The 23,602-nt window shown below is 71.1% G+C and carries 23 protein-coding genes; 21 read left to right on the top strand and 2 right to left on the bottom strand.

Features of this window, described 5'->3' with window-relative positions; translation table 11 throughout:
* From ABIC30_RS19320 to ABIC30_RS19285, 8 genes are all read left to right on the top strand, one after another.
* Nucleotides 1-534 (top strand): transketolase C-terminal domain-containing protein (locus ABIC30_RS19320; RefSeq protein WP_354455939.1); only part of this gene is annotated, 534 nt, incomplete at its 5' end.
* Nucleotides 535-692: 158 nt separating this feature from the next.
* Complete coding sequence (locus tag ABIC30_RS19315; protein ID WP_026604896.1) at nt 693-1,442, top strand: pyridoxine 5'-phosphate synthase; 750 nt, start codon at nt 693-695, stop codon at nt 1,440-1,442.
* Nucleotides 1,439-1,849: a holo-ACP synthase gene (gene acpS, locus ABIC30_RS19310; protein WP_020092967.1), complete on the top strand. Its 411-nt coding sequence runs from the start codon at nt 1,439-1,441 to the stop codon at nt 1,847-1,849. The genes ABIC30_RS19315 and acpS overlap by 4 nt, the downstream gene beginning before the upstream one ends.
* Before the next feature lie 188 nt (nt 1,850-2,037).
* Nucleotides 2,038-2,823, top strand: coding sequence for a signal peptidase I (gene lepB / locus ABIC30_RS19305; RefSeq protein WP_020092968.1), 786 nt, complete (start codon nt 2,038-2,040; stop codon nt 2,821-2,823).
* Complete coding sequence (gene rnc, locus ABIC30_RS19300) at nt 2,820-3,599, top strand: ribonuclease III (protein WP_081636475.1); 780 nt, start codon at nt 2,820-2,822, stop codon at nt 3,597-3,599. Before lepB ends, rnc begins: the two co-directional genes overlap by 4 nt.
* Nucleotides 3,596-4,594, top strand: a complete 999-nt coding sequence (gene era, locus ABIC30_RS19295) for a GTPase Era (RefSeq protein ID WP_020092970.1) — start codon at nt 3,596-3,598, stop codon at nt 4,592-4,594. The genes rnc and era overlap by 4 nt, the downstream gene beginning before the upstream one ends.
* A gap of 148 nt (nt 4,595-4,742) precedes the next feature.
* Nucleotides 4,743-5,648 (top strand): class I SAM-dependent methyltransferase, encoded by a 906-nt coding sequence (locus ABIC30_RS19290; protein ID WP_020092971.1) that lies wholly within the window; start codon nt 4,743-4,745, stop codon nt 5,646-5,648.
* Nucleotides 5,649-5,661: 13 nt separating this feature from the next.
* On the top strand, nt 5,662-6,402 hold the full coding sequence (locus ABIC30_RS19285; RefSeq protein WP_020092972.1) for a pseudouridine synthase: 741 nt from the start codon (nt 5,662-5,664) through the stop codon (nt 6,400-6,402).
* 17 nt (nt 6,403-6,419) lie between these two features.
* On the opposite strand, the gene ABIC30_RS19280 is transcribed toward ABIC30_RS19285, so the two are convergent.
* The gene (locus ABIC30_RS19280) at nt 6,420-6,593 is read right to left on the bottom strand and encodes a hypothetical protein (RefSeq protein WP_020092973.1); all 174 of its coding nucleotides are present in this window, start codon (nt 6,591-6,593) and stop codon (nt 6,420-6,422) included.
* Between the two features lie 324 nt (nt 6,594-6,917).
* Here ABIC30_RS19280 and ABIC30_RS19275 point away from each other — a divergent pair, with 324 nt between their 5' ends.
* The 6 genes from ABIC30_RS19275 to dxr all read left to right on the top strand — a co-directional run bounded on the left by ABIC30_RS19275 (nt 6,918) and on the right by dxr (nt 13,007).
* A complete protein-coding gene (locus ABIC30_RS19275) occupies nt 6,918-7,985 on the top strand; it encodes a 30S ribosomal protein S2 (RefSeq protein WP_020092974.1) in 1,068 nt (355 codons plus the stop codon).
* A gap of 118 nt (nt 7,986-8,103) precedes the next feature.
* Nucleotides 8,104-9,030, top strand: coding sequence for a translation elongation factor Ts (gene tsf / locus ABIC30_RS19270; RefSeq protein WP_042676079.1), 927 nt, complete (start codon nt 8,104-8,106; stop codon nt 9,028-9,030).
* 502 nt (nt 9,031-9,532) lie between these two features.
* Complete coding sequence (gene pyrH / locus ABIC30_RS19265; protein WP_026604897.1) at nt 9,533-10,255, top strand: UMP kinase; 723 nt, start codon at nt 9,533-9,535, stop codon at nt 10,253-10,255.
* Between the two features lie 113 nt (nt 10,256-10,368).
* Nucleotides 10,369-10,932 carry a ribosome recycling factor gene (frr, locus tag ABIC30_RS19260; protein WP_020092978.1) on the top strand — a complete coding sequence of 188 codons (564 nt, stop codon included), beginning with the start codon at nt 10,369-10,371 and terminating at the stop codon, nt 10,930-10,932.
* Nucleotides 10,933-10,951: 19 nt separating this feature from the next.
* Complete coding sequence (locus ABIC30_RS19255) at nt 10,952-11,809, top strand: phosphatidate cytidylyltransferase (RefSeq protein ID WP_020092979.1); 858 nt, start codon at nt 10,952-10,954, stop codon at nt 11,807-11,809.
* 19 nt (nt 11,810-11,828) lie between these two features.
* Nucleotides 11,829-13,007, top strand: a complete 1,179-nt coding sequence (gene dxr / locus ABIC30_RS19250) for a 1-deoxy-D-xylulose-5-phosphate reductoisomerase (protein ID WP_020092980.1) — start codon at nt 11,829-11,831, stop codon at nt 13,005-13,007.
* Nucleotides 13,008-13,120: 113 nt separating this feature from the next.
* Here the strand turns inward: dxr and ABIC30_RS19245 are convergent, their stop codons facing one another.
* Entirely contained in the window at nt 13,121-13,759 is a 639-nt protein-coding gene (locus ABIC30_RS19245) for a TetR/AcrR family transcriptional regulator (RefSeq protein WP_026604898.1), read from the bottom strand.
* A gap of 137 nt (nt 13,760-13,896) precedes the next feature.
* Between ABIC30_RS19245 and ABIC30_RS19240 the strand changes: the two genes are divergently transcribed.
* The 7 genes from ABIC30_RS19240 to lpxA all read left to right on the top strand — a co-directional run bounded on the left by ABIC30_RS19240 (nt 13,897) and on the right by lpxA (nt 23,592).
* On the top strand, nt 13,897-15,159 hold the full coding sequence (locus ABIC30_RS19240; protein ID WP_020092982.1) for an HlyD family secretion protein: 1,263 nt from the start codon (nt 13,897-13,899) through the stop codon (nt 15,157-15,159).
* 8 nt (nt 15,160-15,167) lie between these two features.
* The gene (locus ABIC30_RS19235; protein ID WP_020092983.1) at nt 15,168-16,754 is read left to right on the top strand and encodes a DHA2 family efflux MFS transporter permease subunit; all 1,587 of its coding nucleotides are present in this window, start codon (nt 15,168-15,170) and stop codon (nt 16,752-16,754) included.
* 180 nt (nt 16,755-16,934) lie between these two features.
* Nucleotides 16,935-18,089 (top strand): M50 family metallopeptidase, encoded by a 1,155-nt coding sequence (locus ABIC30_RS19230; RefSeq protein ID WP_020092984.1) that lies wholly within the window; start codon nt 16,935-16,937, stop codon nt 18,087-18,089.
* A 422-nt stretch (nt 18,090-18,511) separates the two neighbouring features.
* The gene (gene bamA / locus ABIC30_RS19225; protein ID WP_026604899.1) at nt 18,512-21,082 is read left to right on the top strand and encodes an outer membrane protein assembly factor BamA; all 2,571 of its coding nucleotides are present in this window, start codon (nt 18,512-18,514) and stop codon (nt 21,080-21,082) included.
* Nucleotides 21,083-21,132: 50 nt separating this feature from the next.
* Complete coding sequence (lpxD, locus tag ABIC30_RS19220; protein WP_020092986.1) at nt 21,133-22,191, top strand: UDP-3-O-(3-hydroxymyristoyl)glucosamine N-acyltransferase; 1,059 nt, start codon at nt 21,133-21,135, stop codon at nt 22,189-22,191.
* Between the two features lie 109 nt (nt 22,192-22,300).
* The gene (gene fabZ, locus ABIC30_RS19215) at nt 22,301-22,777 is read left to right on the top strand and encodes a 3-hydroxyacyl-ACP dehydratase FabZ (protein ID WP_020092987.1); all 477 of its coding nucleotides are present in this window, start codon (nt 22,301-22,303) and stop codon (nt 22,775-22,777) included.
* Nucleotides 22,774-23,592: an acyl-ACP--UDP-N-acetylglucosamine O-acyltransferase gene (gene lpxA / locus ABIC30_RS19210; RefSeq protein WP_020092988.1), complete on the top strand. Its 819-nt coding sequence runs from the start codon at nt 22,774-22,776 to the stop codon at nt 23,590-23,592. Before fabZ ends, lpxA begins: the two co-directional genes overlap by 4 nt.
* Nucleotides 23,593-23,602 lie beyond the last annotated feature (10 nt).

The following is a 23,602-nucleotide window of genomic DNA, read 5'->3' as shown; positions in this document are numbered from 1 at the left end:
CACGACACGGGCCCGATCGCGCTGCGCTACCCGCGCGGCGAGGGTGTGGGCGTCGAGCTTCCGGAGCGGGGCGAGGCGCTGGCGATCGGCAAGGGTCGGGTGGTGCGGCGCGACGCGGAGGCGCGTGTGGCGCTGCTGTCGCTCGGCACGCGCCTGTCGGAGGCGCTGAAGGCGGCCGACACGCTGGCCGAGCAGGGCGTGGCGGTGACGGTGGCGGACGCGCGGTTCGCCAAGCCGCTGGACGAGGCGCTGATCCTGGATCTGGCGCGCGAGCACGAGGTGCTGATCACGATCGAGGAGGGCTCGCGGGGCGGGTTCGGCGCGATGGTGCTGCACCTGCTGGCGGAGCGGGGCGCGCTGGACGCGGGGGGCGTGCGGGTGCGGACGATGACGCTGCCGGACGCCTACCAGGACCACGACAGCCCGGAGAAGATGTACGCCGAGGCGGGCCTCGACGCCACGACCATCGTCAGGACCGCCCTCGACACACTGCCCGAGCGGAAGGACAGCCGGTCGCGCCTGCGGCTCGCCTGACCGGGCGGGCCGGCCGCCGGAGCCCGCCCCCGAACCCCGACCGTCTTGCCGGCGCGCGCGATCCTCCGCATATCGCCGGCACGGGGTGAGGGCGCGCGGCGCCTTCCGACCCCCCGGTGAGCCTGTCGCGCCGCGCCGACACGGGGACGAACGAGCGGATGACCTCCGAGAAACTGCGCCTGGGCGTCAACATCGATCACGTCGCGACCGTCCGCAACGCCCGCGGCGGCGACTATCCGGACCCGGTGCGGGCGGCCCTGCTCGCCGTCGAGGCGGGCGCCGACGGGATCACCGCGCATCTCCGCGAGGACCGGCGCCACATCCGCGACACCGACATCGCGGCGCTCAAGCGCGGCCTGTCCGTGCCGCTCAACTTCGAGATGGCCGCCACCGACGAGATGGTGGCGATCGCGCTCGAGACCCGCCCGCACGCCGCCTGCCTCGTCCCGGAGAAGCGCGAGGAGCGCACCACCGAGGGCGGCCTCGACATCGTCGGCGGCCGCGCGCATCTCGCGCCGCGCATCCGCGCCCTCGCGGAGGCCGGCATCCGCGTCTCGCTGTTCGTCGAGCCCGAGCCCGCCGTCATGGACGCCGCCCGCGCCCTCGGGGCGCCCGTCGTCGAGCTGCACACCGGCAGCTACTGCGAGGCGGCGCTGGAGGACGACGACGCCCGGACCGCGCGCGAGCTCGCCCGCATCCGGCGCGCGGCGGAGCACGGGGCCGGCCTCGGCCTCGAGATCCACGCGGGCCACGGGCTTACCCTCGGCAGCGTCGGGCCGGTGGCGGCGCTGCCGCAGATCCGGGAGCTGAATATCGGCCATTCCCTGATCGCCGACGCGATCTTCGTGGGGCTCGACCGGGCGGTGCGCGACATGCGGGCCGCCATGGACCGGGCGCGGCACCCATGATCGTCGGGATCGGCTCGGATCTCTGCGACATCCGCCGGATCGCCCGGACCCTGGAGCGGCACGGCGAGCGCTTCACCCACCGGGTCTTCACCGACGGGGAGCGGGCCCGCTGCGACCGCCGGGCCGCCCGCGCCGAGGGCTACGCCCGCCGCTTCGCCGCCAAGGAGGCCTGCGCCAAGGCGCTCGGCACCGGCCTCAGCGCCGGCGTGTTCTGGCGCGACATGGAGGTGGTGAACCTGCCCTCCGGGCAGCCGACCCTGCGGCTCGCGGGCGGCGCGGCCGAGCGGCTCGCGGAACTCCTGCCGGCGGGGCACGCGGCGCGGCTCCACGTGAGCCTCACGGACGATCCGCCGATGGCGCAAGCCTTCGTGATCATCGAGGCCTTGCCGGTCCCTGTCGCCGGTTGAGGCCGCCGTCGCGGATTAGCCAGCGCCGGTCGCGCGTTGCGGGGGGCTCGCGCATGGTCTAGACCGCCGGACACGGCGGACACGATTGCGGCGCATTCCTCGGGACAACCGCACATCAGGCCGCGCGCGGCGGGGCCGCGCCCCGCGGATCGCGGGCGTCGCACCTCAATCGAAGACGGAACGCGCGCGTGGATTACGACGGCAAGCCGCTCAGGAAACCTGCCGACACCGGCACCTGGGCCAGCATCCGCGAGACGCTGAAGGTCGGCATCCAGGCGCTGCTGATCGCCCTCGTGGTGCGGACCCTGCTGTTCCAGCCGTTCAACATCCCGTCCGGCTCGCTGGTGCCGACCCTGCTGATCGGCGACTACCTGTTCGTGTCAAAATATTCTTACGGCTATTCCAAGTACTCGCTGCCGCTCTCGGAGTATATCCCGATCCAGGCCGACGGCCGGATCTGGGGCGCGGACCCGAAGCGCGGCGACATCGCGGTGTTCAAGCTGCCCAAGGACAATTCGACCGACTACATCAAGCGCGTGATCGGCCTGCCGGGCGACAAGATCCAGATGATCGACGGCGTGCTCAACATCAACGGCAAGGCGGTCAAGCGCGAGCGGATCGCCGACTACGAGACCACCGATCCCTACGGCCAGCCGACCAAGGTGCCCCAGTACCTGGAGACCCTGCCCAACGGCGTGGTCCACCGGGTGATCGAGCGCGACGGCGACAACGGCTTCTGGGACAAGACCGAGCTGTACACGGTCCCGCCCGGTCACTTTTTCATGATGGGCGACAACCGCGACAACTCCACCGATTCGCGCGATCTCGCCAATGTCGGCTACGTGCCCTTCGCCAACCTGGTCGGGCGCGCCGAGATGATCTTCTTCTCGATCGACGAGGGTACGCCGGCCTGGCAGGTCTGGAACTGGCCGGCCCACGTGCGCTGGTCGCGCCTGTTCACGACGATCCATTGACCGGCCCGGACTTGGACGACGCCGCGCAGCCCCGGGCCAACGCCCGATCCCGGCGGGCCCACAAGCCGCGCCCGCCGCTGACCGCGCTCGAAGAGCGGATCGGCCACAGCTTCGGCGATCAGGACCTGCTCACCCGCGCGCTGACCCACACCAGCAAGGCGAGCGGCCGGGGCGGCAGCTACCAGCGCCTGGAATTCCTCGGCGACCGCGTGCTCGGGCTCGCGGTCGCCGACCGCCTCTACGGCGCCTTCCCGGAGGCTGACGAGGGCGACCTCTCCCGGCGCCTTGCCGCCCTGGTCCGGCGCGAGACCTGCGCGGCCGTGGCCGCCTCCTGGGAGGTCGGCCCGCACCTGATCCTCGGCCAGGGCGAGGTCATGGGCGGCGGCCGGCGCAACCAGACGATCCTGGCCGACGTCTGCGAGGCGATCCTGGGTGCGATCTACCTCGATGCCGGGTTCGACGCCGCCCGGGCGGTGGTCGAGGCGCATTTCCATCCCGGCGAGCCGACCGCGGCGGCGCGGGGCCGCGACGCCAAATCCGCCCTGCAGGAATGGGCCATGGGCCGCAGCCTGCCGATCCCCACCTATGAGGTGGTGGAGCGCACCGGTCCCGACCACGCGCCCCGGTTCCGCATCGCCGTGCAGGTCGAGGGCCTGGAGCCCGGTCTCGGCGACGGCACGTCGAAGCGGATCGCCGAGCAGGCCGCCGCGCGGGCGCTGATGGAGCGGGAGGGAATCGGGGCCTCCGCGGACGCGGAACCGACGGAGACAGCATGAGCGCGCACGAGCAGGACGATCACGACGCGCAGGACGGGCCCGGCATCGCGCCGGCCCGGGACCCCGCGCGCGACCCGTCCACCCTTCCCGGCACGCCCGCCGACGCCCGGGCCGGCTTCGTCGCGCTGATCGGCGTGCCGAATGCCGGCAAGTCGACCCTGCTCAACAACCTCGTCGGCACCAAGGTCTCGATCGTCTCCCGCAAGGTGCAGACGACCCGGGCCCTGGTGCGGGGCATCCTCATCGAGGGCTCGGCCCAGGTCGTGCTGGTCGACACCCCCGGCATCTTCGCGCCCAAGCGCCGCCTCGACCGCGCGATGGTCCACTCGGCCTGGAGCGGCGCCGCCGACGCCGACGCCGTCTGCCTGCTGGTCGACGCGCGCAAGGGTGTCGACGCGGAAGTCGAGGCGGTGCTCGGCCGGCTCGGCGAGGTGAAGCGCGAGAAACTGCTGATCCTCAACAAGATCGATCTGATCCCGCGCGAACGGCTGCTCGATCTCGCCGCCAAGCTCAACGCCGCCGCGCCCTTCGCCGAGACCTTCATGATCTCGGCGCTCAACGGCGACGGCGTCGCCGACCTGCGCCGGGCGCTGGCCGCCCGCATGCCGGCGGGCCCGTGGCTGTATCCGGAGGATCAGGTCTCGGACGCGCCCCTGCGCATGCTCGCCGCCGAGATCACCCGGGAGAAGATCTACGACCGGCTGCACGAGGAGCTGCCCTACCGCTCCACGGTGGAGACCGACCAGTGGCAGATCCGGCCCGACGGCTCGGTGCGGATCGAGCAGACGATCTTCGTCGAGCGGGAGAGCCAGCGCTCGATCGTGCTCGGCAAGGGCGGCCAGACCATCCGGTCGATCGGGCAGGCGGCCCGGATCGAGATCGCCGAGGCGGCCGACGCCAAGGTCCACCTGTTCCTGCACGTGAAGGTGCGGGAGAACTGGGCCGACGACCCGGCCCGCTACCGCGAGATGGGCCTGGAATTTCCGCGGGGCTGACGCGCCGGGCCGCGCGGGAGGCTGGGCTTCGCGGCCGGTTCCGGTATAAACGCGGTGTTCCCCCGGATGAATCGAGTCGGGCGCGGGTTTACCCCGCTCCGCCGCGGATTCGCGTTCCGGTTTCGGCACTCCAAATCCCGAATCGTCTATGCGCCACGCCGTCTACGGCCTGCCGCCGGTGGACCTCGCCGAGGTCCCGGGCGACGCCGTCCAGCTCTCCCCATTGATCCCCGGCGCTGCGCGGCTCGAGGATCTGTCCGAGAACAGCCTCGACTCGGCCACCGTGCTGGCGCCGCCCGGAACGGTCGAGCGGCGCTACGTGCTGGCCCAGGTGCTGCGCGCCCTCGGGCCGGGCGGCCGCATGGTCGCCCTGGCGCCCAAGGATCGCGGCGGCACACGCCTCGCCAAGGAGCTGACGACCTTCGGCTGCGCGGCCGCGGACCAGCCGCGCCGGCACCACCGGATCTGCACGGCGGAGCGGCCAACGGCGCCGGCCGGCCTCGCCGAGGCGATCGACGAGGGCGGCCCGCGCCACGTCGACAACCTCGCTCTGTGCACGCAGCCCGGCATCTTCTCGTGGGACCGGCTCGATCCGGGCACGGCGCTGCTGCTCGCGAACCTCCCGGCCCTCAAGGGCCGCGGCGCCGATTTCGGCTGCGGGCTCGGGGTCCTCTCGCGGGCCGTCCTGGGCTCCGAGGCCGTGACCGCCCTGACCCTGCTGGAGATCGACCGGCGCGCCGTCGAGATGGCGCGCCGCAACGTCGCCGACCCGCGGGCGACGATCCTCTGGGCGGATATCCGGGCGTCCGGCGCCGTGCCGGATCACCTCGATTTCGTCGTCACGAACCCGCCGTTCCACGAGGGCGGGAGCGAGGATCAGGCCCTCGGCCGGGCGTTCATCGCGCGGGCCGCCGAGGCCCTGCGCCCCGGGGGGGCGCTGTGGCTCGTGGCCAACGCGCACCTGCCCTACGAGGCGAGCCTGCGCGAGGCGTTCCGGCACGTCGCGGTGGCCGTCCAGGCGAACGGCTACCGGGTCTACGAGGCCCGCCGGTGAGCGCGCCGCTTCCATGAGCGCGGCGAGATCCGTCCGCCTGGACAAGCTCCTCGCCAATCTCGGCTACGGCTCGCGCCGCGAGATCCAGGCGCTCGCCCGCGCCGGCGCGATCCGCCTCGACGGCGCGGAGCTCGCGGAGGCCGGCGACCGGATCGCCCTCGCGCCGGACCTGCCGGAGCGCCTCACGATCGACGGCGAGGCCCTGGACCCGCTCCCCGGCCTGTGCCTGATGCTGCACAAGCCGCTGGGCGTCACCTGCTCGCACAAGGAGGCGGGCCCGCTGGTCTACGGGCTGCTCCCCGAGCGCTGGCGCCGCCGCGACCCGCCCCTCTCCACGGTCGGGCGCCTCGACAAGGAGACCTCGGGCCTGCTGCTGCTGACCGACGACGGGGCGCTCCTGCACCGGATCATCAGCCCGAAGGCCCAGGTGGCGAAGCGCTACCGCGTGACCCTCGACCGGCCGCTGACCGGCCGCGAGGCGGAGGTGTTCGCCGCAGGGACGCTCGTGCTGGAGGGCGAGGAGCGGCCGCTCCTGCCGGTGCGGCTCGACGTCGAGGATGCCACGCGCTGCGCGGTGACGCTGACGGAGGGCCGCTACCACCAGGTCCGCCGGATGTTCGCCGCCGTCGGCAACCACGTCGCGGCGCTGCACCGGGACCGGGTCGGCGGTCTCGCTCTGCCGGCGGACCTGCCGGCGGGGGCGTACCGGGTGATGACGGCCGACGACGTGGCGGCGGTGTTCGCGGGCGGGTGATCCGGGCTGCGGGCCTGTCAGTGCGGCGCCCGGGCGAGGGCGACGACCGCGCCGATCACAGCGAGTGTCTGGAGGCCGATCAGGCCCGCCACCCAGCGCACGATTTCGGACCGCGTATCCGCCAGCTCGGCGCGCAGATCCGCCTTCGTGACGAGATCGCCCTGCAACGCTTCCGCCATGGCATCGGCCATGGCCCTCCGCCTGTTCCGGGGAGAGCTTGGCCTTCTCCCGGAGGACCCGGGCGAATTTCAGGGTGTCGAAGGCGACCGCCGCCATGGTCCGAACTCTCGCGAGGCGAGCCCGCGTGTTGCAAGCGGTCTGAACGCAGGCTGTGATTGAGGGCTGGCCCGCGCCGCCCCGGCGCTTCTTGCCTTCGGACCCGCCCTCTGCTAAGCGCCCGCCCATCCCACACGCGGAGCCGGCCTCATGCCTGAATGAGGCGTTTCCGGTGGTCGTCCGAACTCTCGGCCGACCGCATCCCTCCGCGGCGGATATAACCGGAGAGCACAAGAGCCATGGCCGTCGATTTCTCTATGCGTCAGCTCCTCGAGGCGGGCGCCCATTTCGGTCACCAGTCCCACCGCTGGAACCCGAAGATGCAGCCGTACATCTTCGGCACCCGCAACAACATCCACATCATCGACCTCGCCCAGACCGTGCCGGCGCTGCACCAGGCGCTCCAGGCGGTGAGCGACACCGTCGCCAAGGGCGGCCGTGTGCTGTTCGTCGGCACCAAGCGCCAGGCGGCCGACACGATCGCCGAGGCGGCCAAGCGCTCGGCCCAGTACTACGTCAACTCCCGCTGGCTGGGCGGCATGCTCACCAACTGGAAGACCATCTCGGGCTCGATCTCGCGCCTGCGCAAGGTCACCGAGACGCTGGAGACCGGCGGCCCGGGCCTGACCAAGAAGGAGCGCCTGATGCTCTCCCGTGAGAAGGAGAAGCTCGAGAAGGCGCTCGGCGGCATCAAGGACATGGGCGGCGTGCCGGACCTGCTGTTCGTGATCGACACCAACAAGGAGCAGCTGGCGATCAAGGAGGCGAACCGCCTCGGCATCCCGGTCGCCGCCATCGTCGACACCAACTGCAACCCGGACGGCATCAGCTACATCGTCCCGGCCAACGACGACGCCGGCCGCGCGATCGCGCTGTACTGCGACCTGATCGCCAAGGCCGCCATCGACGGCATCTCGCGCGCCCAGGGCTCGTCGGGCATGGATATCGGCGCCTCCGAGGAGCCGATGGCCGAGGAGCTGCCGGCGAACGACGACGCGGCCGTCACGGTCGAGTCCGACGCCCTCGACCCGGCCGACGTGGCGATGCTCGCCGAGTCGACCGAGCACTTCGAGCTGCTCGCTGCCCCGCGCGGCGCGCCGGACGACCTGACCAAGCTCAACGGCGCCGGCCCGCAGATCGTGCAGAAGCTCAACGACGCCGGCATCTACCACTACTGGCAGCTCGCCGCGATGACCCCCGAGGACGTCGCCAAGGTCGATGCCGACCTGAAGCTCAACGGCCGCATCGACCGCGATTCGTGGGTCTCGCAGGCCCGCGGCTTCGTCGAGGCCGCCGCCGCGGCCTGATCCAACGGGGCTTCGCGGCGGCACCGTCATCGGGCCGTCGCGGATCCAGGCATACCGGGCCCGGCCGCTCACCCGCGCGCCGGGCCTCTCGCATCCAGACCACACGAAAGGGACCGCCATGGCCAACATCACCGCCGCGATGGTGAAGGAGCTCCGGGAGAAGACCGGCGCCGGCATGATGGACTGCAAGGGCGCGCTCAACGAGACGCAGGGCGACATCGAGGCCGCCGTCGACTGGCTGCGCAAGAAGGGTCTCGCCAAGGCCGCCAAGAAGGCCGGCCGCGTCGCCGCCGAGGGCCTCGTCGCCGTCGAGTCCGCCGGCCGCCACGCCGCCGTGGTCGAGGTGAACTCCGAGACCGACTTCGTCGCCCGCAACGACGCCTTCCAGGCCTTCGCCCGCGAGGCCGCCAAGATCGCGCTCAACACCGACGGCACGCTCGAGGGCCTCCAGGCCGCCCATTTCCCGGGCGCCACCGAGACCGTCTCGGAGAAGCTGCAGGCCCTGATCGCCACGATCGGCGAGAACATGAACCTGCGCCGGGTCACCAAGCTCGAGGTCAAGAAGGGCGTCATCGCCTCCTACGTGCACAACCAGATCTCCGAGGGCCTCGGCAAGATCGGCGTGCTCGTGGCGCTCGAGTCCGAGGGCGACGTCGACGCGCTCTCGGCGCTGGGTCGCCAGATCGCCATGCACATCGCGGCGACCAACCCGGTGGCGCTGGACGCCTCGGGCGTCGACGCCGCCACGGTGGAGCGCGAGTCGAACATCCTGCGCGAGAAGAACGCCGGCAAGCCGGACCACGTGATGGCCAAGATCGTCGAGAGCGGCCTGAAGAGCTACTACAAGGAGGTCACCCTCCTGGAGCAGCCCTTCGTGCACGACGGCTCCAAGACCGTGAGCCAGGTCCTCAAGGAGGCCGGCTCCAAGGTCGGCGGCCCCGTGACCCTGACGGGCTTCGTCCGCTACGCGCTGGGCGACGGCATCGAGAAGGAAGAGGGTCCGGACTTCGCCACCGAGGTCGCCCAGCAGGCCGGCCGCGCCTGACACCGACCGCGAACGCCCGGTTTGCCGGGCCGTCATCGTGAGATCAGCCCCGTCCGGCACGCGCCGGGCGGGGCTTCGCGTTTCCGGAGGCGCCCGATCGATCCGCGCGGGGTCGTGTTGCGCCGCACACCCCGCCGTGCGGCGCCGCGCTAAGGTCCGGGCATGCCTCTGAAGCCCTTCTCCTACCTCATGATCGGCGTGTTCGCCTCCGGCCTCGCCATGACCGTCTTCGGCGCCGTCGGCGTCCTGGCTGGCAGTTGAGAACGGGCGCCGGCGCGGCGGATCGCCGTCACGCCGGCACCGCATCGACCGGGATCCCGCCGTTCCGGACCCGGACCGCGAAGGCGGCGCAGACATCCTCCACGGCCGCGCGCCGTTCGCGCGGCGCAGGCCTTGTACCCACGATCCCCGCCGGATCCGGGCCGGGCCCCTCGACGGCGCTCGGGCGGTTGACGTAGAAGCCTCCCCGCTCACGCGATGCGGGATGGAGCCGGGGGCCCAGATGCCGGAGACGACGCCGTTTCGCCGTATCCTCGTGAAGCTGTCGGGGGAGGCGCTCGCCGCTCCCGACGGCTACTGGTTGCATCCGCCGACGCTGGCGGCGCTCGCCGAGGACATCGCCCGCACGATCGAGTCGGGCGCCGAGATCGCCATCGTGGTGGGCGGCGGCAACATGATCCGCGGGGCGCGGATCTCCGCGGCCGGCTGGATCGACCGGGCGACCGGGGATTCGCTCGGCATGATGGCCACGGTGATGAACTCGCTGGCGATCGAGACGGCGCTCAACGCCGCGGGCGTGCAGGCGCGGACCATGTCGGCGGTTTCGATGCCGACCATCTGCGAGACCTATGCCCGCCAGCCGGCCCTGCACCACCTGGACAAGGGCCAGGTCGTCGTCCTCGCCGGCGGCACCGGCAACCCGTTCTTCACCACCGACACCGCCGCGGTGCTGCGCGCCGCCGAGCTGCGCTGCGACGCGGTCCTCAAGGCGACGCAGGTGGACGGCGTCTACTCGGCGGATCCGAAGAAGGATCCGAGCGCCACGCGCTACGACCGCATCACCCACGACGAGGCGATCGCCCGCGACCTGAAGGTGATGGACACCGCCGCCTTCGCGCTGGCCCGGGAGAGCCGCCTGTCGATCGTGGTCGGCTCGCTCCACCCGCCGAGCTCGATCGCCGCGATCCTGTCGGGCGACGCGCCCTCGACCCTCGTGGCGCCCTGACGCGCGGCACGACCGGGCCGCGACCGTTTGCGGCCCTGAAAAAATTCGTCCATTGAGGCCGCGACTGCCCGCGCCGGGCTCAAGACCACGTCAGACGTCTCGGGACGACCCTCATGGCCACACCGGAATTCGATCTCAACGACATCAAGCGCCGCATGCAGGGCGCTGTGTCCTCGCTCTCGAAGGATCTCGGCTCGCTGCGCACCGGGCGCGCCACGCCGTCGCTCCTCGACCCGATCCAGGTCGACGCCTACGGCTCGATGATGCCGATGGCCCAGGTCGCCACCGTCAGCGTGCCGGAGCCGCGGCTCCTGTCGATCTCGGTCTGGGACCGCAGCATGGTCACGGCCGTCGAGAAGGCGATCCGCGAATCCGACCTCGGCCTCAACCCGCAGACCGAGGGGCAGACCATCCGGCTCCGCATCCCCGAGATGAACGAGCAGCGCCGCAAGGAGATGGTCAAGGTCGCCCACAAGTACACCGAGGAGGCCCGCGTCGCCGTGCGCCACGTGCGCCGGGACGGCCTCGACCATCTCAAGAAGCTCCTGAAGGACAGCGCCATCTCGGAGGATGACGAGAAGCGTCAGGCCACCGACGTGCAGAAGGCGACCGACCAGTACATCGCCGAGATCGACGGCGTGCTGGCGTCCAAGGAGAAGGAGATCATGCAGGTCTGAGGCGAAGGGCAGGACGCGCGTGACCTCCGCCGCCGCACCGGCCGCGCGTCCCTCGGGACGGCGCGAGCTGTGGCTGCGCGTTGCCTCGGGCCTCGTGCTCGGCGCCGGCGTGCTGGCCGCTCTGGTCTATGGCGGCTGGCCCTTCGCGGGGATCTGGCTCGCCGCCGGCATCGTCGGCTTCGCCGAGTGGATGGTGATGAGCCGCACCGAGCCCCGCGAGGTGCTGATCGCGCTGGGCGCGGCGACGCTCGGCGCCCTGCTGCTCTGCCAGCGCGGCGGCGCCCCGACGCCGGCCTGCCTCGCGGTCCTGCTGCTCGGCGCCGCGGCCTGCGCCACGGTGGCGCGGACCGGACGGGGCCGGCTCCGCGCCTTCCTCGGCGTGCTCGGCGCGGCGGCGATCGCGGCGGTGCCGGTGGCCCTGCGCGACGACCCCGCCATCGGCCTGGTCGGGCCGGCCTGGATGTTCGCGGTGGTCTGGTCCACCGACATCGCGGCCTACTTCGCCGGCCGGAAGATCGGCGGCCCCAAGCTGATGCCCCGGGTCTCGCCCAACAAGACGTGGTCGGGCGCACTCGGCGGCCTCGTCGGCGCGGTCGCCGCCGGGACGCTGGTCCCGGTGGTCGCCGACCTCGCCGGGATGACCCTGCCCAGCGCCGCCTCTCTCCCGGTCGTGGCGGGCGTGAGCGCGCTCGCCTCGGTGCTGAGTCAGGCCGGCGACCTGATCGAATCCGGACTGAAGCGCCATTACGGCGTCAAGGATTCGGGCAAGATCATCCCCGGCCATGGCGGCGTCATGGACCGGCTCGACGGATTCTTCGCGGTCGCCGTGCTGGCGGCCGTCTATCTCGCCCTGCGCGGCGGCGGTCTGATCACGTGACGATGAGGGAGTTGAACCCGTGACCCAGGTCGTCACCGTCTTCGGCGCCACCGGCTCGATCGGCCGCTCCACCGCCGACCTCCTGGCGCAGCACGCCGACCGGTTCCGCGTCGGCGCCCTGGTCGGCGGCAAGGATCCCGTCGCCCTGGCCAAGGTCGCCCGCGAGCTCAACGCCTCCTTCGCGGCGCTCGCCGACGAGGCCGCCGGCCCGGCGCTCGCCGAGGCCCTGTCGGGCTCCGGCATCCCGAGCGGGGCGGGGGAGGCGGCCGTCATGGAGGCCGCCGCCCGCGACGCCGACATCGTCGTCGCCGCCGTGAGCGGGGCGGCCGGGCTGAAATCGACCCACGCCGCCCTCCGGCTCGGCCGCAAGGTCGCGCTCGCCAACAAGGAGAGCCTGGTCTGCGCCGGCGACGCCTTCATGCGCGACGCCGCCCGCTACGGCGCCACGATCCTGCCGATGGATTCCGAGCACGACGCGCTGAGCCAGGCGCTGGCCGGCCGGCCGCTCGCCGACGTCCGCACAATGATGATCACGGCCTCGGGCGGCCCGTTCCGGACTTGGACCCGCGAGCGGATCGCCGCCGCCTCCGCGGCCGAGGCCGCCGCCCATCCGACCTGGTCGATGGGCATGAAGATCAACATCGATTCGGCCAGCCTGATGAACAAGGGGCTCGAGCTGATCGAGGCGCACCACCTGTTCGGCATCGAGCCCGAGCGCCTCGACGTGGTCGTGCACCCGCAATCGGTGATCCACGGCCTGGTCTACTGGCTCGACGGGGCGGTGACCGCCGAGCTGGCGCTGCCCGACATGCGCGTGCCGATCTCGCACTGCCTCGGCCTCGGCGACCGGCTGACGATCGAGCGCGGCCGGCCCCTCGACCTCGTGAAGCTCGGCTCGCTGACCTTCGAGGCCGCGGACGAGGCGCGTTTCCCGTGCCTGCGGATCGCCCGCGCGGCCCTGGCCGCCGGAGGCGCGGCGCCCACCGTGATGAACGCCGCCAACGAGATCGCGGTGGCGGCCTTCATCGCCGGCCGGATCGGCTTCTACGGGATCAGCGATCTGGTCGAGCGCGCCTGCACCCACTTCGCCGGCCAGTACCGGGCCGCACCCGCCGACGTCGACGAGGCGCTCGCCATCGACGCCCACGTGCGGATCTGGAGCGCCGAGGCCCTGCCGGAGCTGCGCGCCGCCGGCTGAGCCGTCATTGCGAGCGTAGCGAAGCAACCCAGGGCGGCGCAACATTCTGCGAGCGTGGCGCCGCTGGGTTGCTTCGCTGCGCTCGCAGAGACGTTTCCCGCCTGAGCCGCGCCTCAGCGCGCGGGGCCGTACCCGGCCAGGAACACCCGCACCGCCTCGTCGACCTGATGGCGCATCTCGGCCTCGCCGGCGATGCCGCCCGCCGCGAACAGCAGGCGGGTCAGCAGACCCGCCTGGCAGAGATGCAGGAAGTGCCGGGCCGCGAGCTCGGTGTCGGCGATCGTCAGGCGTCCCGCCTGGACCTGCGCGTCGAGGTAGCGCGAGAGGCGCTCGACGCCGCAGGCCGGACCGGCCTGGTAGTAGACTTGCCCGAAGCGCGGAAACTTCTCGCTCGCGCCGATGACCATGCGGACCAGCGAGACGTGCGCCGGCCGGCACATCTCGGTCAGGAAGCTGCTTCCGAGCCGGGTCAGGACGCCCGGCACGTCGGGATCGTCCGCGTCCAGGGTGAACAGGGCCTCGGCGAGGCTGGCCTTCTCCTGGATGGTCAGCGCCTCGAACAGGTCTTCCTTGTTCTCGAAGTAGACGTAGAGCGTGCCCTTCGAGACCCCGGCCGCCCGCGCGATTTCGCCCATGCTGGCGCCGTCGAACCCCGCCGCCAGGAACACCGTCCGCGCGCCCTCGAGGATCTGCTGCCGCTTGTCGCCCTCGTGCTGGGCCTGACCCCGCTCCAACGCCGCACCCTGAGCCATGATCCCGCTCCGCACCGTGACACCGTCACGCTTGACCGAACCGTTCGGTCAAAATAACCTGCGGCTTCTTCGGGGGCGCGTCAAGCCGTGCCTCGTTATTGACCGAACGGTTCGGTCATTGATGTCGAGGCGCTGATATGTCCCTCCGCGAGGACGCCGATCGGCCGAATTCCGGTCTCGATGCCGCTATTGAGGCCCGAATCGAGGCCGGGGACGAGGCGCGCGCCGAGCGCACGGCGCCGGCCGCGCCGGCCCCCGCCGCGGCGTCCCTGCCGACACCCGTGCCGGTCGAGGCGCCGCCCGCCCGCAAGCGCTCCGTGAAGCGGCTCGTCCTGCTCGGACTGCTGACGGCCTCCCTGGGCGGCGGCGCGTATCAGGGATGGCAGTGGTGGACCGTCGGGCGGTTCTTCGTCTCGACCGACGACGCCTACGTCCAGGCCGACATCTCGGTCCTGGCGGCCAAGATCCCGGGCTATCTCCAGTCGGTCCCGGTCGTGAACGGCCTCGCGGTGAAGAAGGGCGACGTCATCGCCAAGCTCGACGACGGCGACTACCGCCTCGCGCTGCAGGCGGCGCAGGACAAGCTCGCCACCCAGGAGAGCACGATCGCGCGGATCGGCCGGCAGGCCGAGGCGGCGCAGGCCCAGGTCGCCCAGGCCGCCGCGCAGCTCGACGCGACCCGCGCCGACGCCGTCCGCGCCCAGGCCGACTTCGCCCGGTCGACGCAGATGCAGGCGGATTACGTCGCCAAGTCGCGCATCGACCAGACCCGCGCCGACCGCGACCGCACCGAGGCCTCCGTGAAGGCCATGGAGGCCGGCCTCCTCGCGGCCCGCGCCAACGTGGACGTGCTCCAGGCGCAGAAGCGCGAGGCGGAGAGCCTCGCGGCGGAGCTCCGCACCGCCGTCGACCGGGCCCGGCGCGACCTCGACTTCACGGCGATCCGCGCGCCCTTCGACGGGGTGGTCGGCAACAAGGCCGTCGAGGCCGGCGCCTATGTCGGGCCCGGCACGCGGATCGCCGCCCTGGTCCCGCTCCAGAGCGTCCGGATCGACGCGAACTTCAAGGAGACCCAGGTCGAGCGCATGCGTCCCGGCCAGCCGGTGACCGTGACGGTCGACGCCTATCCGGACCGCGAGATCCACGCCGTGGTGGAATCGTTCTCGCCGGCCTCCGGCTCGGTGTTCAGCCTGCTGCCGCCCGACAACGCCACCGGCAACTTCACCAAGATCGTCCAGCGCCTGCCCGTGCGGGTGCGCGTGCCCGAGGAGGTCGCCCGCGAGGGCCTGCTGCGGCCGGGCCTGTCGGCGGTGGTCCGGGTCGATACCCGCACCGGCGCGGACCGCTCCGTCCTCGACCGCGCCTCCGCGCCGCGGCCGGTCAGCACCGCCAGCCGCTGAGACCGGCGATGGCCGCCAGTGCCGCCCTCGCGCCCGGCGCGCCGATCCGCGCCGCCGAGCCGCCCCTCGACCGCCGCCGCATGGTGGCGTTCGTCTGCATGGTCTTCGGCATGTTCATGGCGATCCTGGACATCCAGATCGTCTCGGCCTCCCTGAACGAGATCCAGGCCGGCCTCTCGGCCTCCGGCGACGAGATCCCCTGGGTCCAGACCAGCTACCTGATCGCCGAGGTCATCTCGATCCCGCTCTCCGGCACCCTGTCGCGGGTGCTCTCGACGCGCTGGATGTTCGCCATCTCGGCGGGCGGCTTCACCCTGATGAGCCTGATGTGCGCCACCTCCTCGTCGATCGGCGAGATGATCGTCTGGCGGGCGCTCCAGGGCTTCATCGGCGGCGGCATGATCCCGACCGTCTTCGCCGCGGCCTTCACGATCTTCCCGCCCTCGAAGCGGACCATCGTCTCGCCGATGATCGGCCTCGTGGCGACGCTGGCGCCGACGATCGGGCCGACGGTGGGCGGCTACCTGACCGACCTGATGTCCTGGCACTGGCTGTTCCTGATCAACGTCGTGCCGGGCATCTTCGTGACGGTCTCGACCTGGATCCTAGTCGATTTCGACGAGCCCAATTACGGCCTGATCCGGTCGTTCGACTGGGCCGGACTCGCCTTCATGGCCGGCTTCCTCGGCTGCCTCGAATACGTGCTGGAGGAGGGGCCCAACCACGACTGGCTGCAGGACGAGGCGGTCTTCGCCTGCGCGGTCGTCTGCGGGACGTCGGCGCTGCTGTTCTTCTGGCGGGTGTTCACGGCGAAGCAGCCGATCGTCGATCTCAGGGCCTTCTCGGACCGGAACTTCGCCAGCGGCTGCGTGGCGAGCTTCGTGCTGGGCATCGGCCTCTACGGGCTGACCTACATCTACCCGGTCTACCTCGCCCGGGTGCGCGGCTACTCGGCGCTGATGATCGGCGAGACGATGTTCGTCTCCGGCCTGTGCATGTTCGCCACCGCGCCGATCGCCGGCCGGCTCTCGGGCAAGGTCGATCCCCGGATCATGATGGGGATCGGCTTCGTCGGCTTCGCCTGCGGCACGTGGATCGTCACCGGGCTCACCAAGGACTGGGACTTCTACGAGCTGCTCGTGCCGCAGATCCTGCGCGGCTGCTCGCTGATGCTGTGCATGATCCCGATCAACAACATCGCGCTGGGCACGCTGCCGCCGGCGCGGATGAAGAACGCGTCGGGGCTGTTCAACCTGACCCGCAACCTCGGCGGCGCGGTCGGGCTCGCGCTGATCAACACGATCCTCAACGACCGCTGGGACCTGCACCTCGCCCGGCTGCACGAGCGCTTCACCTGGGCGAACACGGCCGCGCTGGAGCGGCTCGACGCGATGCAGCGCGGCTTCGACGCCTACGGCAGCGCCGCCTCCGACATGGCGCTGAAGGCGATGACCAACACGGTGCGGATCCAGGGGCTCGTCATGGCCTTCGAGGACGTGTTCCTGTCCCTCACCGTCCTGTTCCTCGCGATGGCCTGCGCGGTCCCCATGATCCGGCGGCCGAATGCCGGCGCGGGCGGGGGCGGCGGCCACTGACGGGCGGTCCCCGACGGGCGGGACCGACCCCGCGCGATCGGCCGGTGCGGAATCGGACGGCGCGTGCGACCTTCCGCGGCCGGGCCGCAGGATTGCGTTGGCGGTCGGCACCGCCGATCTGCTAGACAGGGCGGATGGCCGGCCCGAGAAGCCGGCGCCGAGACGGCCAGGATACGGCTTATGGACTTCCTCAACGCGATGGGCGGAACCGCCGGCGGTTTCTTCGGCGCCGTGATCCCGTTCCTGTTCGTGCTCACCGTCGTGGTGTTCGTACACGAGATGGGCCACTTCCTGGTCGGGCGCTGGTGCGGGGTCGGCGTGCACGCCTTCTCGCTCGGCTTCGGTCCCGAGCTGTTCGGGTTCAACGACCGGCGCGGCACCCGCTGGAAGGTCTGCGCGATCCCGCTCGGCGGCTACGTGAAGTTCCACGGCGACGTGAACGGCGCCAGCATGCCCGATCCCGAAGCGGTCGCCCGGATGAGCCCGCACGAGCGGGCGATCAGCTTCCCGACCCAGCCCGTGTCCAAGCGCGCCGCGATCGTCGCCGCGGGCCCGGTGGCCAACTTCATCCTGGCGATCCTGCTCTTCGCGGGCGCCATCTGGCTCGGCGGCCGCTACGAGCTGCCCGCCCGGGTCTCGTCGGTGGAGCCGAACAGCGTCGCCGCCCAGGCCGGCTTCCAGCCCGGCGACGTGATCACCGCGATCGACGGCGAGAAGATCGGCGACTTCAACGCCATGTACCGCACGGTGACCGGCAGCGCCGGGACGCCGCTGACCTTCACGGTGGAGCGCAACGACCAGCCCATCACCATCCAGGCGACGCCGGCCACCTTCGAGGAGAAGACGCCGTTCGGCCGCCACCGGATCGGCCGGCTCGGCATCCGCTCGCCCGCGGGCTCCGAGGCGCGACTGGTGCAGTACGGGGCGCTCGACTCGCTCAATCTCGGCGTGAAGGAGACCTACTTCGTCGTCGAGCGCACCTTCTCGTATCTCGGCAAGCTCGTGACCGGGCGGGAATCCGCCGACCAGCTCTCGGGTCCGATCGGCATCGCCCGCGTCTCCGGCGAGGTCGCCAAGACCGGCGGCGTCGGCGGCCTGGTCGGGCTGATCGCCCTGCTCTCCGTCTCGATCGGCTTGCTCAACCTGTTCCCGGTGCCACTGCTCGATGGCGGCCACCTGCTGTTCTACGCCTTCGAGGTGGTGCGCGGCCGCCCGCTGAGCGAGCGGGCCCAGGAGATCGGCTTCCGCATCGGCCTCGCCCTCGTGCTGATGCTGATGCTGTTCGCCGCCTGGAACGACATCCTCAACCTCGGCGCCTCCTGGCGGAACACCTGATCCGGGGCCGGCGGGGATCCGAGGATCGCCGCCGGATCTCCACCGGAAACACTGCCCCAATCTCGCCGCGATCTCGCCCGGACACCGCCCGGATGACGCCCCGCCGAAGCGTCGAAACGGGGTTAACGGGACGTTCACGCGACCGTGATTGGCGCGAAAAAGGGCCGGTCGCTCAGGCGTTTACGGCGCGTTCACCATGATCCGCGGTTTGCCCGTAAGCTGACCGCACCGTTAAGTGGCGCGAAGGCCACGACCCCCCAAAATCCCCTGACGATGGCCTCCCGCGCGTTTGCTTGGCAGGGGAATCCCGCTAAGAGCTACGCTTGGACCGAAGCCACGCTTGGACCAGGTGACGGGACGGCCGATCAACGGTCGCCCGTGACGGGCTAACCCCCGCGACCAGAACAGAAACGGGCGATTGCATGATGTCGTTGACGGGGAAGCCCCGACGTAAGTCGGTGCGGAAAACCATCGTCCTAGTCACTGCCGGTCTGGGTGTCGTCCTGAGCGGGGCTGCCCAGGCGCAGCAGATCGTCGTCCAGGGCAACCAGCGCGTCGATGCCGACACGATCCGGTCCTACGTGACCGGGACGGCGTCCGGCTCCGCCGAGGAGGCCCGCCGCAACCTGCTCGCGAGCGGGATGTTCTCCGACGTGAAGGTCGCCCAGTCGGGTGGCCGCACGGTGGTGACCGTCCGCGAGAACAACCTGATCAACCGCGTGGTCTTCGAGGGCAACAAGAAGATCGAGAAGGCCACCCTGGAAGGGGTGGTCGAGGCCAAGTCGCGCGGGCCCTACAGCGAGGCGATCATCAACGCCGACCTCGCGCGCATCCGCGACGTCTACAAGCGCTTCGGCCGCGGCACCGCCAAGGTGACCTACCGGACCGTCGACCTGCCCAACGGCCGCGTCGACGTGATCTACCAGATCGACGAGGGCGACAAGACCGGTATCCTCTCGATCAACTTCGTCGGCAACAACGCCTACTCGGAGCGGACGCTGAAGGGGCTGATGAGCTCCTCGGAGATGAACTTCCTGTCGTTCATCAAGACCTCCGACGTCTACGATCCCGACCGCATCACCAACGACCTCGACCAAGTCCGCCGCTACTACCTGAAGAACGGCTACGCCGACTTCCAGGTGGTCAGCGCCGACGCGCGCTACGTCGAGGGCGACAAGTCCGGCTACGTCATCACCATCACGGTGAGCGAGGGCGAGCAGTATCGGGTCGGCGCCGTCCAGGTGGATTCCCGCCTGCCGGGCCTCGACACCGCGAAGCTCGACAGCGACATCGCCACCTCCGTGGGCGACGTCTACAACGCCGACGACGTCGAGAAGACGCTCAACAACGTCACCCGCCAGGTCAACCGCGCCGGCTACCCGTTCGCGCAGGTCCGCCCGACCGGCCAGCGCGACCCGGCGAGCCACCAAGTCTCCCTGGGCTTCGTGGTCGAGGACGGCCCGCACGTCTACGTCGAGCGCATCAACATCCGCGGCAACACCCGCACCCGCGACTACGTCATCCGCCGCGAGCTCGATATCGCGGAGGGCGATGCCTACAACCGCGTGCTGACCGACCGCGCCGAGCGGCGCCTGAACGGCCTAGGCTTCTTCAAGAAGGTCCGCTTCTCGAACGAGCCGGGCTCGGCCCCGGACCGGGTGGTCATCAACATCGATGTCGAGGATCAGCCCACGGGCTCGTTCTCGGTGGCGGGCGGCTACTCCACCCAGGACGGCATCATCGGCGAGGTCTCGGTCTCCGAGTCGAACTTCCTCGGTCGTGGCCAGTACGTCCGGCTCGCCGGTACGGGCGGCCAGTATTCGCGCGGCGTCGACTTCTCGTTCACCGAGCCGTACTTCCTCGGCTACCGCCTCGCGGCGGGCTTCGATGCCTTCTACAAGTACTCCGACCTGACCCGGTACTCGCGCTACGAGACCACGGTGTACGGCGGTCAGCTGCGCCTCGGCCTGCCGATCACCGAGGAGTTCGGCATCACGCTGCGCTACTCGCTGTACAACACCGAGCTGAAGGTGCCGAACACCCTCAAGCGGCCGTACAACGACTGCTCGATCCCGATCCCCGGCTACACCGCCACCTACGCGGCGGGCACGATCGACCCGAACACCGGCCGCAACATCGGCGGCCAGTCGATCTACCCGAACTGCGCGTATGACGGCGAGGCCTCGATCGCCATCAAGGGCTCGCAGGGCAACACGCTGACCTCGCTGGCCGGCCTGACGCTCGCCTACTCGACCCTCGACGTGATCGGCGCGCCCCGCAACGGTCTCTACGCCGAGCTGAAGCCCGACGTCGCGGGCCTGGGCGGCGACTCCAAGTTCTTCCGCGTGACCGCCGACGCGCGGTACTACAAGGAGATCTTCGAGGACGTGGTCGGCTTCATCCGCTTCCAGGGCGGCCACATCTCGTCGCTCAACAACGACCCGCTGCGGGTGACCGACCAGTTCTTCCTCGGCCCGTCGCTGGTCCGCGGCTTCGCGCCGAACGGCATCGGTCCGCGCGACGTCGGCATCGCCGACGCCCGCTCGAACGCCATCGGCGGCTCGACCTACGTCGGCGGCACCCTCGAAGTGCAGTTCCCGCTGCCCCTCGTTCCGCGGGATCTGGGCCTGAAAGGCGCGCTCTTCGCCGATGCCGGCACGCTGTTCGGCTATCACGGCCAGCGGAACTTCAACGTGAACGGCGACGCCTTCATCAACGGCATTTCGCCGACGACCGGGAAGTGCAACTTCAACGCCTTCACGATCGGCGTGGAGCCGGAATGCGTGAACGTCCGCGACACGGCGGCGATCCGCTCCTCGATCGGCGCGTCCATCCTGTGGAACTCGCCGCTCGGCCCGATCCGGTTCGACTACGCCTACGCTCTGTCCAAGGACGAGGGTCAGAAGGTGTTCGTCCCGATCCTCGGCAAGTTCGGCCATATCGGCGCGGATCAGGTCCAGGCCTTCCGCTTCTCCGGCGGCTCGCGCTTCTGATAAAAAACACGCGCGCCGGCCGGATTCTCCCGGCCGGCGCGTTGTCGGACATGACAGATCCCGTCTTCTTCACCGCCGCCACCGGCCTCACCCTGGCCGAGATCGCGGCCGCCGCCGGCCTCGGCCTCCCCGAGGGAGCGGATCCGGATCGCCGGTTCAGCGGCGCGGCCTCCCTGGAGAGTGCCGGTCCGGACCACCTCGCCTACATGGACAATGCCCGCTACGGCGACGCCCTCGCGGCGACGCGTGCGGGCGTGTGCCTCATCTCGCCCCGCTTCGCGGCGCGCTGCCCCGCCGGAACCGTCGCCCTCGTCAGCCGCGATCCCTACCGCGCCTACGCGGCCCTGCTCGGCCGCCTGCACCCGGACGCGTTGCGTCCCGGTTCCCAGTTCGCGGTCCGCGGCGTCGCCTCCGGCGCCCACGTCCATCCCGAGGCCCGGCTCGAGGACGGGGTCACGGTCGATCCCGGCGCGGTGATCGGGCCGGGAGCCGAGATCGGCGCCGGCACGGTGATCGGGCCGAACGCCGTCATCGGGCCGGGGGTCCGGATCGGGCGCGACTGCGCGATCGGCGCGGGCACGACCCTCAGCCACGCCCTCCTCGGCAACCGGGTGATCCTGCATCCGGGGGCCCGGCTCGGACAGGACGGGTTCGGCTTCGCCATGGGCGCCACCCACCTCAAGGTGCCGCAAGTCGGGCGGGTCATCGTGCAGGACGACGTCGAGATCGGTGCCAACACCACGGTCGACCGGGGCGCCTCGCGCGACACGGTGATCGGGGAGGGCACCAAGATCGACAACCTCGTGCAGATCGCCCACAACGTCGTGATCGGGCGCCACTGCGTCATCGTGTCGGGGGTCGGCATCTCGGGCTCGACCACGCTGGAGGATTACGTCGTCCTCGGCGGGCAGGTCGGCGTCGTCGGCCACCTGCGCATCGGTCGCGGCGCGCAGATCGCCGGCTCGTCCAACGTCAACCGCGACGTGCCGCCGGGCAGCCGCTGGGGCGGGACGCCCGCCAAGCCGGTGCGGGCTTGGTTCCGCGAGCTGACGACGCTCGCGCGGCTCGCGGAACGCTCGGGCAAGGAGCCCGCCGGAGACGACGCCTGACCGGGAAGGCCTTGCGCTTCCGGCGATTTCTTCCGAATAGGGCGGTCGGCGCCCCGGTGGCGGCCGGATTGCGGGCCGCCGATGGCGGCAAGTCGAGGTGCGGATTTCGATGAGTGAGGCGGCGCGCGAGACCGGCAGCGAGCTGGGCATAGCCGATATCCAGACGCTGCTGGAGCTGCTGCCGCACCGCTACCCGTTCCTGATGGTCGACCGCATCGTCGAGATCGACCGGGACGAATCCTGCGTCGGCATCAAGAACGTCACGGCCAACGAGCCGCAGTTCATGGGCCACTTCCCCGACATGCCGGTCTTCCCGGGCGTGCTCCTGATCGAGGGTATGGCGCAGACGGCGGGGGCGATCTGCTGCCGCCACATCCGGGCGGACGGGCGGAACACCAAGCAGGTGTTCTTCATGACCATCGACAAGTGCAAGTTCCGCAAGCCCGTCACCCCCGGCGACCAAGTGCGCTTCCATATGACGAAGCTGAACCAGCGCCGGACCATGTGGTGGTTCCGCGGCGAGGCCCGGGTCGACGGCACGCTGGTCGCGGAGGCCGAGATCAGTGCCATGCTGGTGACGGAGTGACCGCCCCCGTCATCCACCCGAGCGCGGTGATCGAGACCGGCGCCCGCATCAGCGACGGGGCGCGGATCGGCCCCTTCTGCCATGTCGGGCCCGAGGTCGTGCTCGGCGCGGACTGCGAACTCATCAGCCACGTGGTCCTGGCGGGCCGCACCGCGATCGGCCCCCGCACCCGGATCTTCCCCTTCGCGTCCATCGGCCACCAGCCGCAGGACCTGAAATACCGGGGCGAGGCCTCGACCCTGACGATCGGCGCCGACTGCCTGATCCGCGAGGGCGTCACCATGAACCCGGGCACCAGCGGCGGCGGCCTGGAGACCGTGGTCGGCGACCACTGCACCTTCCTGGCCAACTCGCATGTCGGCCACGATTGCCGGGTCGGCGCCCACGTGATCTTCTCCAACAACGTCATGCTGGCGGGCCATTGCAGCGTCGGCGACTACGCGATCCTGGGCGGCGGCGCCGCCGTGATCCAGTTCGCGCGGGTCGGCGCGCACGCCTTCGTGGGCGGCCTGTCGGGCCTGGAGAACGACTGCATCCCCTACGGCATGGTGCTCGGCAACCGGGCCTACCTGTCGGGGCTCAACATCATCGGGCTGCAGCGCCGCGGCTTCGCCCGCGAGGACATCCACGCGCTGCGGCGCGCCTACCGCCTGCTCTTCGCCCCCGAGGGCACGCTGATGGAGCGGGTGGAGGACGTGGCCGCGACCTTCGAGTCCCACGCGGCGGTCGCCGAGATCCTCGACTTCATCCGCCTCGGCGGCAAGCGCTCGATCTGCACGCCGCGCGAGGTCCCGACCCCGATCAGCGCCGCCTGAGCGGCCGGGC

It is taken from the genome of Methylobacterium sp. 1030, assembly GCF_040544715.1.
In the GTDB taxonomy this organism is placed as follows: domain Bacteria; phylum Pseudomonadota; class Alphaproteobacteria; order Rhizobiales; family Beijerinckiaceae; genus Methylobacterium.
The sequence above is the reverse complement of the archived record's forward strand: the minus strand, read 5'-3'. Positions and strand labels throughout refer to the sequence as shown.

Excerpts from the sequence above, each read along its gene's own strand:
- era (WP_020092970.1), top strand. The coding sequence starts at position 3,596 with ATGAGCGCGCACGAGCAGGACGATCACGACGCGCAGGACGGGCCCGGC.
- ABIC30_RS19245 (WP_026604898.1), bottom strand. The coding sequence starts at position 13,759 with ATGGCTCAGGGTGCGGCGTTGGAGCGGGGTCAGGCCCAGCACGAGGGC.
- ABIC30_RS19275 (WP_020092974.1), top strand. The coding sequence starts at position 6,918 with ATGGCCGTCGATTTCTCTATGCGTCAGCTCCTCGAGGCGGGCGCCCAT.
- ABIC30_RS19230 (WP_020092984.1), top strand. The coding sequence starts at position 16,935 with ATGGACTTCCTCAACGCGATGGGCGGAACCGCCGGCGGTTTCTTCGGC.
- ABIC30_RS19280 (WP_020092973.1), bottom strand. The coding sequence starts at position 6,593 with ATGGCCGATGCCATGGCGGAAGCGTTGCAGGGCGATCTCGTCACGAAG.
- ABIC30_RS19240 (WP_020092982.1), top strand. The coding sequence starts at position 13,897 with ATGTCCCTCCGCGAGGACGCCGATCGGCCGAATTCCGGTCTCGATGCC.
- fabZ (WP_020092987.1), top strand. The coding sequence starts at position 22,301 with ATGAGTGAGGCGGCGCGCGAGACCGGCAGCGAGCTGGGCATAGCCGAT.
- pyrH (WP_026604897.1), top strand. The coding sequence starts at position 9,533 with ATGCCGGAGACGACGCCGTTTCGCCGTATCCTCGTGAAGCTGTCGGGG.
- bamA (WP_026604899.1), top strand. The coding sequence starts at position 18,512 with ATGATGTCGTTGACGGGGAAGCCCCGACGTAAGTCGGTGCGGAAAACC.
- ABIC30_RS19315 (WP_026604896.1), top strand. The coding sequence starts at position 693 with ATGACCTCCGAGAAACTGCGCCTGGGCGTCAACATCGATCACGTCGCG.
- frr (WP_020092978.1), top strand. The coding sequence starts at position 10,369 with ATGGCCACACCGGAATTCGATCTCAACGACATCAAGCGCCGCATGCAG.
- ABIC30_RS19285 (WP_020092972.1), top strand. The coding sequence starts at position 5,662 with ATGAGCGCGGCGAGATCCGTCCGCCTGGACAAGCTCCTCGCCAATCTC.
- tsf (WP_042676079.1), top strand. The coding sequence starts at position 8,104 with ATGGCCAACATCACCGCCGCGATGGTGAAGGAGCTCCGGGAGAAGACC.
- ABIC30_RS19290 (WP_020092971.1), top strand. The coding sequence starts at position 4,743 with ATGCGCCACGCCGTCTACGGCCTGCCGCCGGTGGACCTCGCCGAGGTC.
- lpxD (WP_020092986.1), top strand. The coding sequence starts at position 21,133 with ATGACAGATCCCGTCTTCTTCACCGCCGCCACCGGCCTCACCCTGGCC.
- acpS (WP_020092967.1), top strand. The coding sequence starts at position 1,439 with ATGATCGTCGGGATCGGCTCGGATCTCTGCGACATCCGCCGGATCGCC.
- ABIC30_RS19235 (WP_020092983.1), top strand. The coding sequence starts at position 15,168 with ATGGCCGCCAGTGCCGCCCTCGCGCCCGGCGCGCCGATCCGCGCCGCC.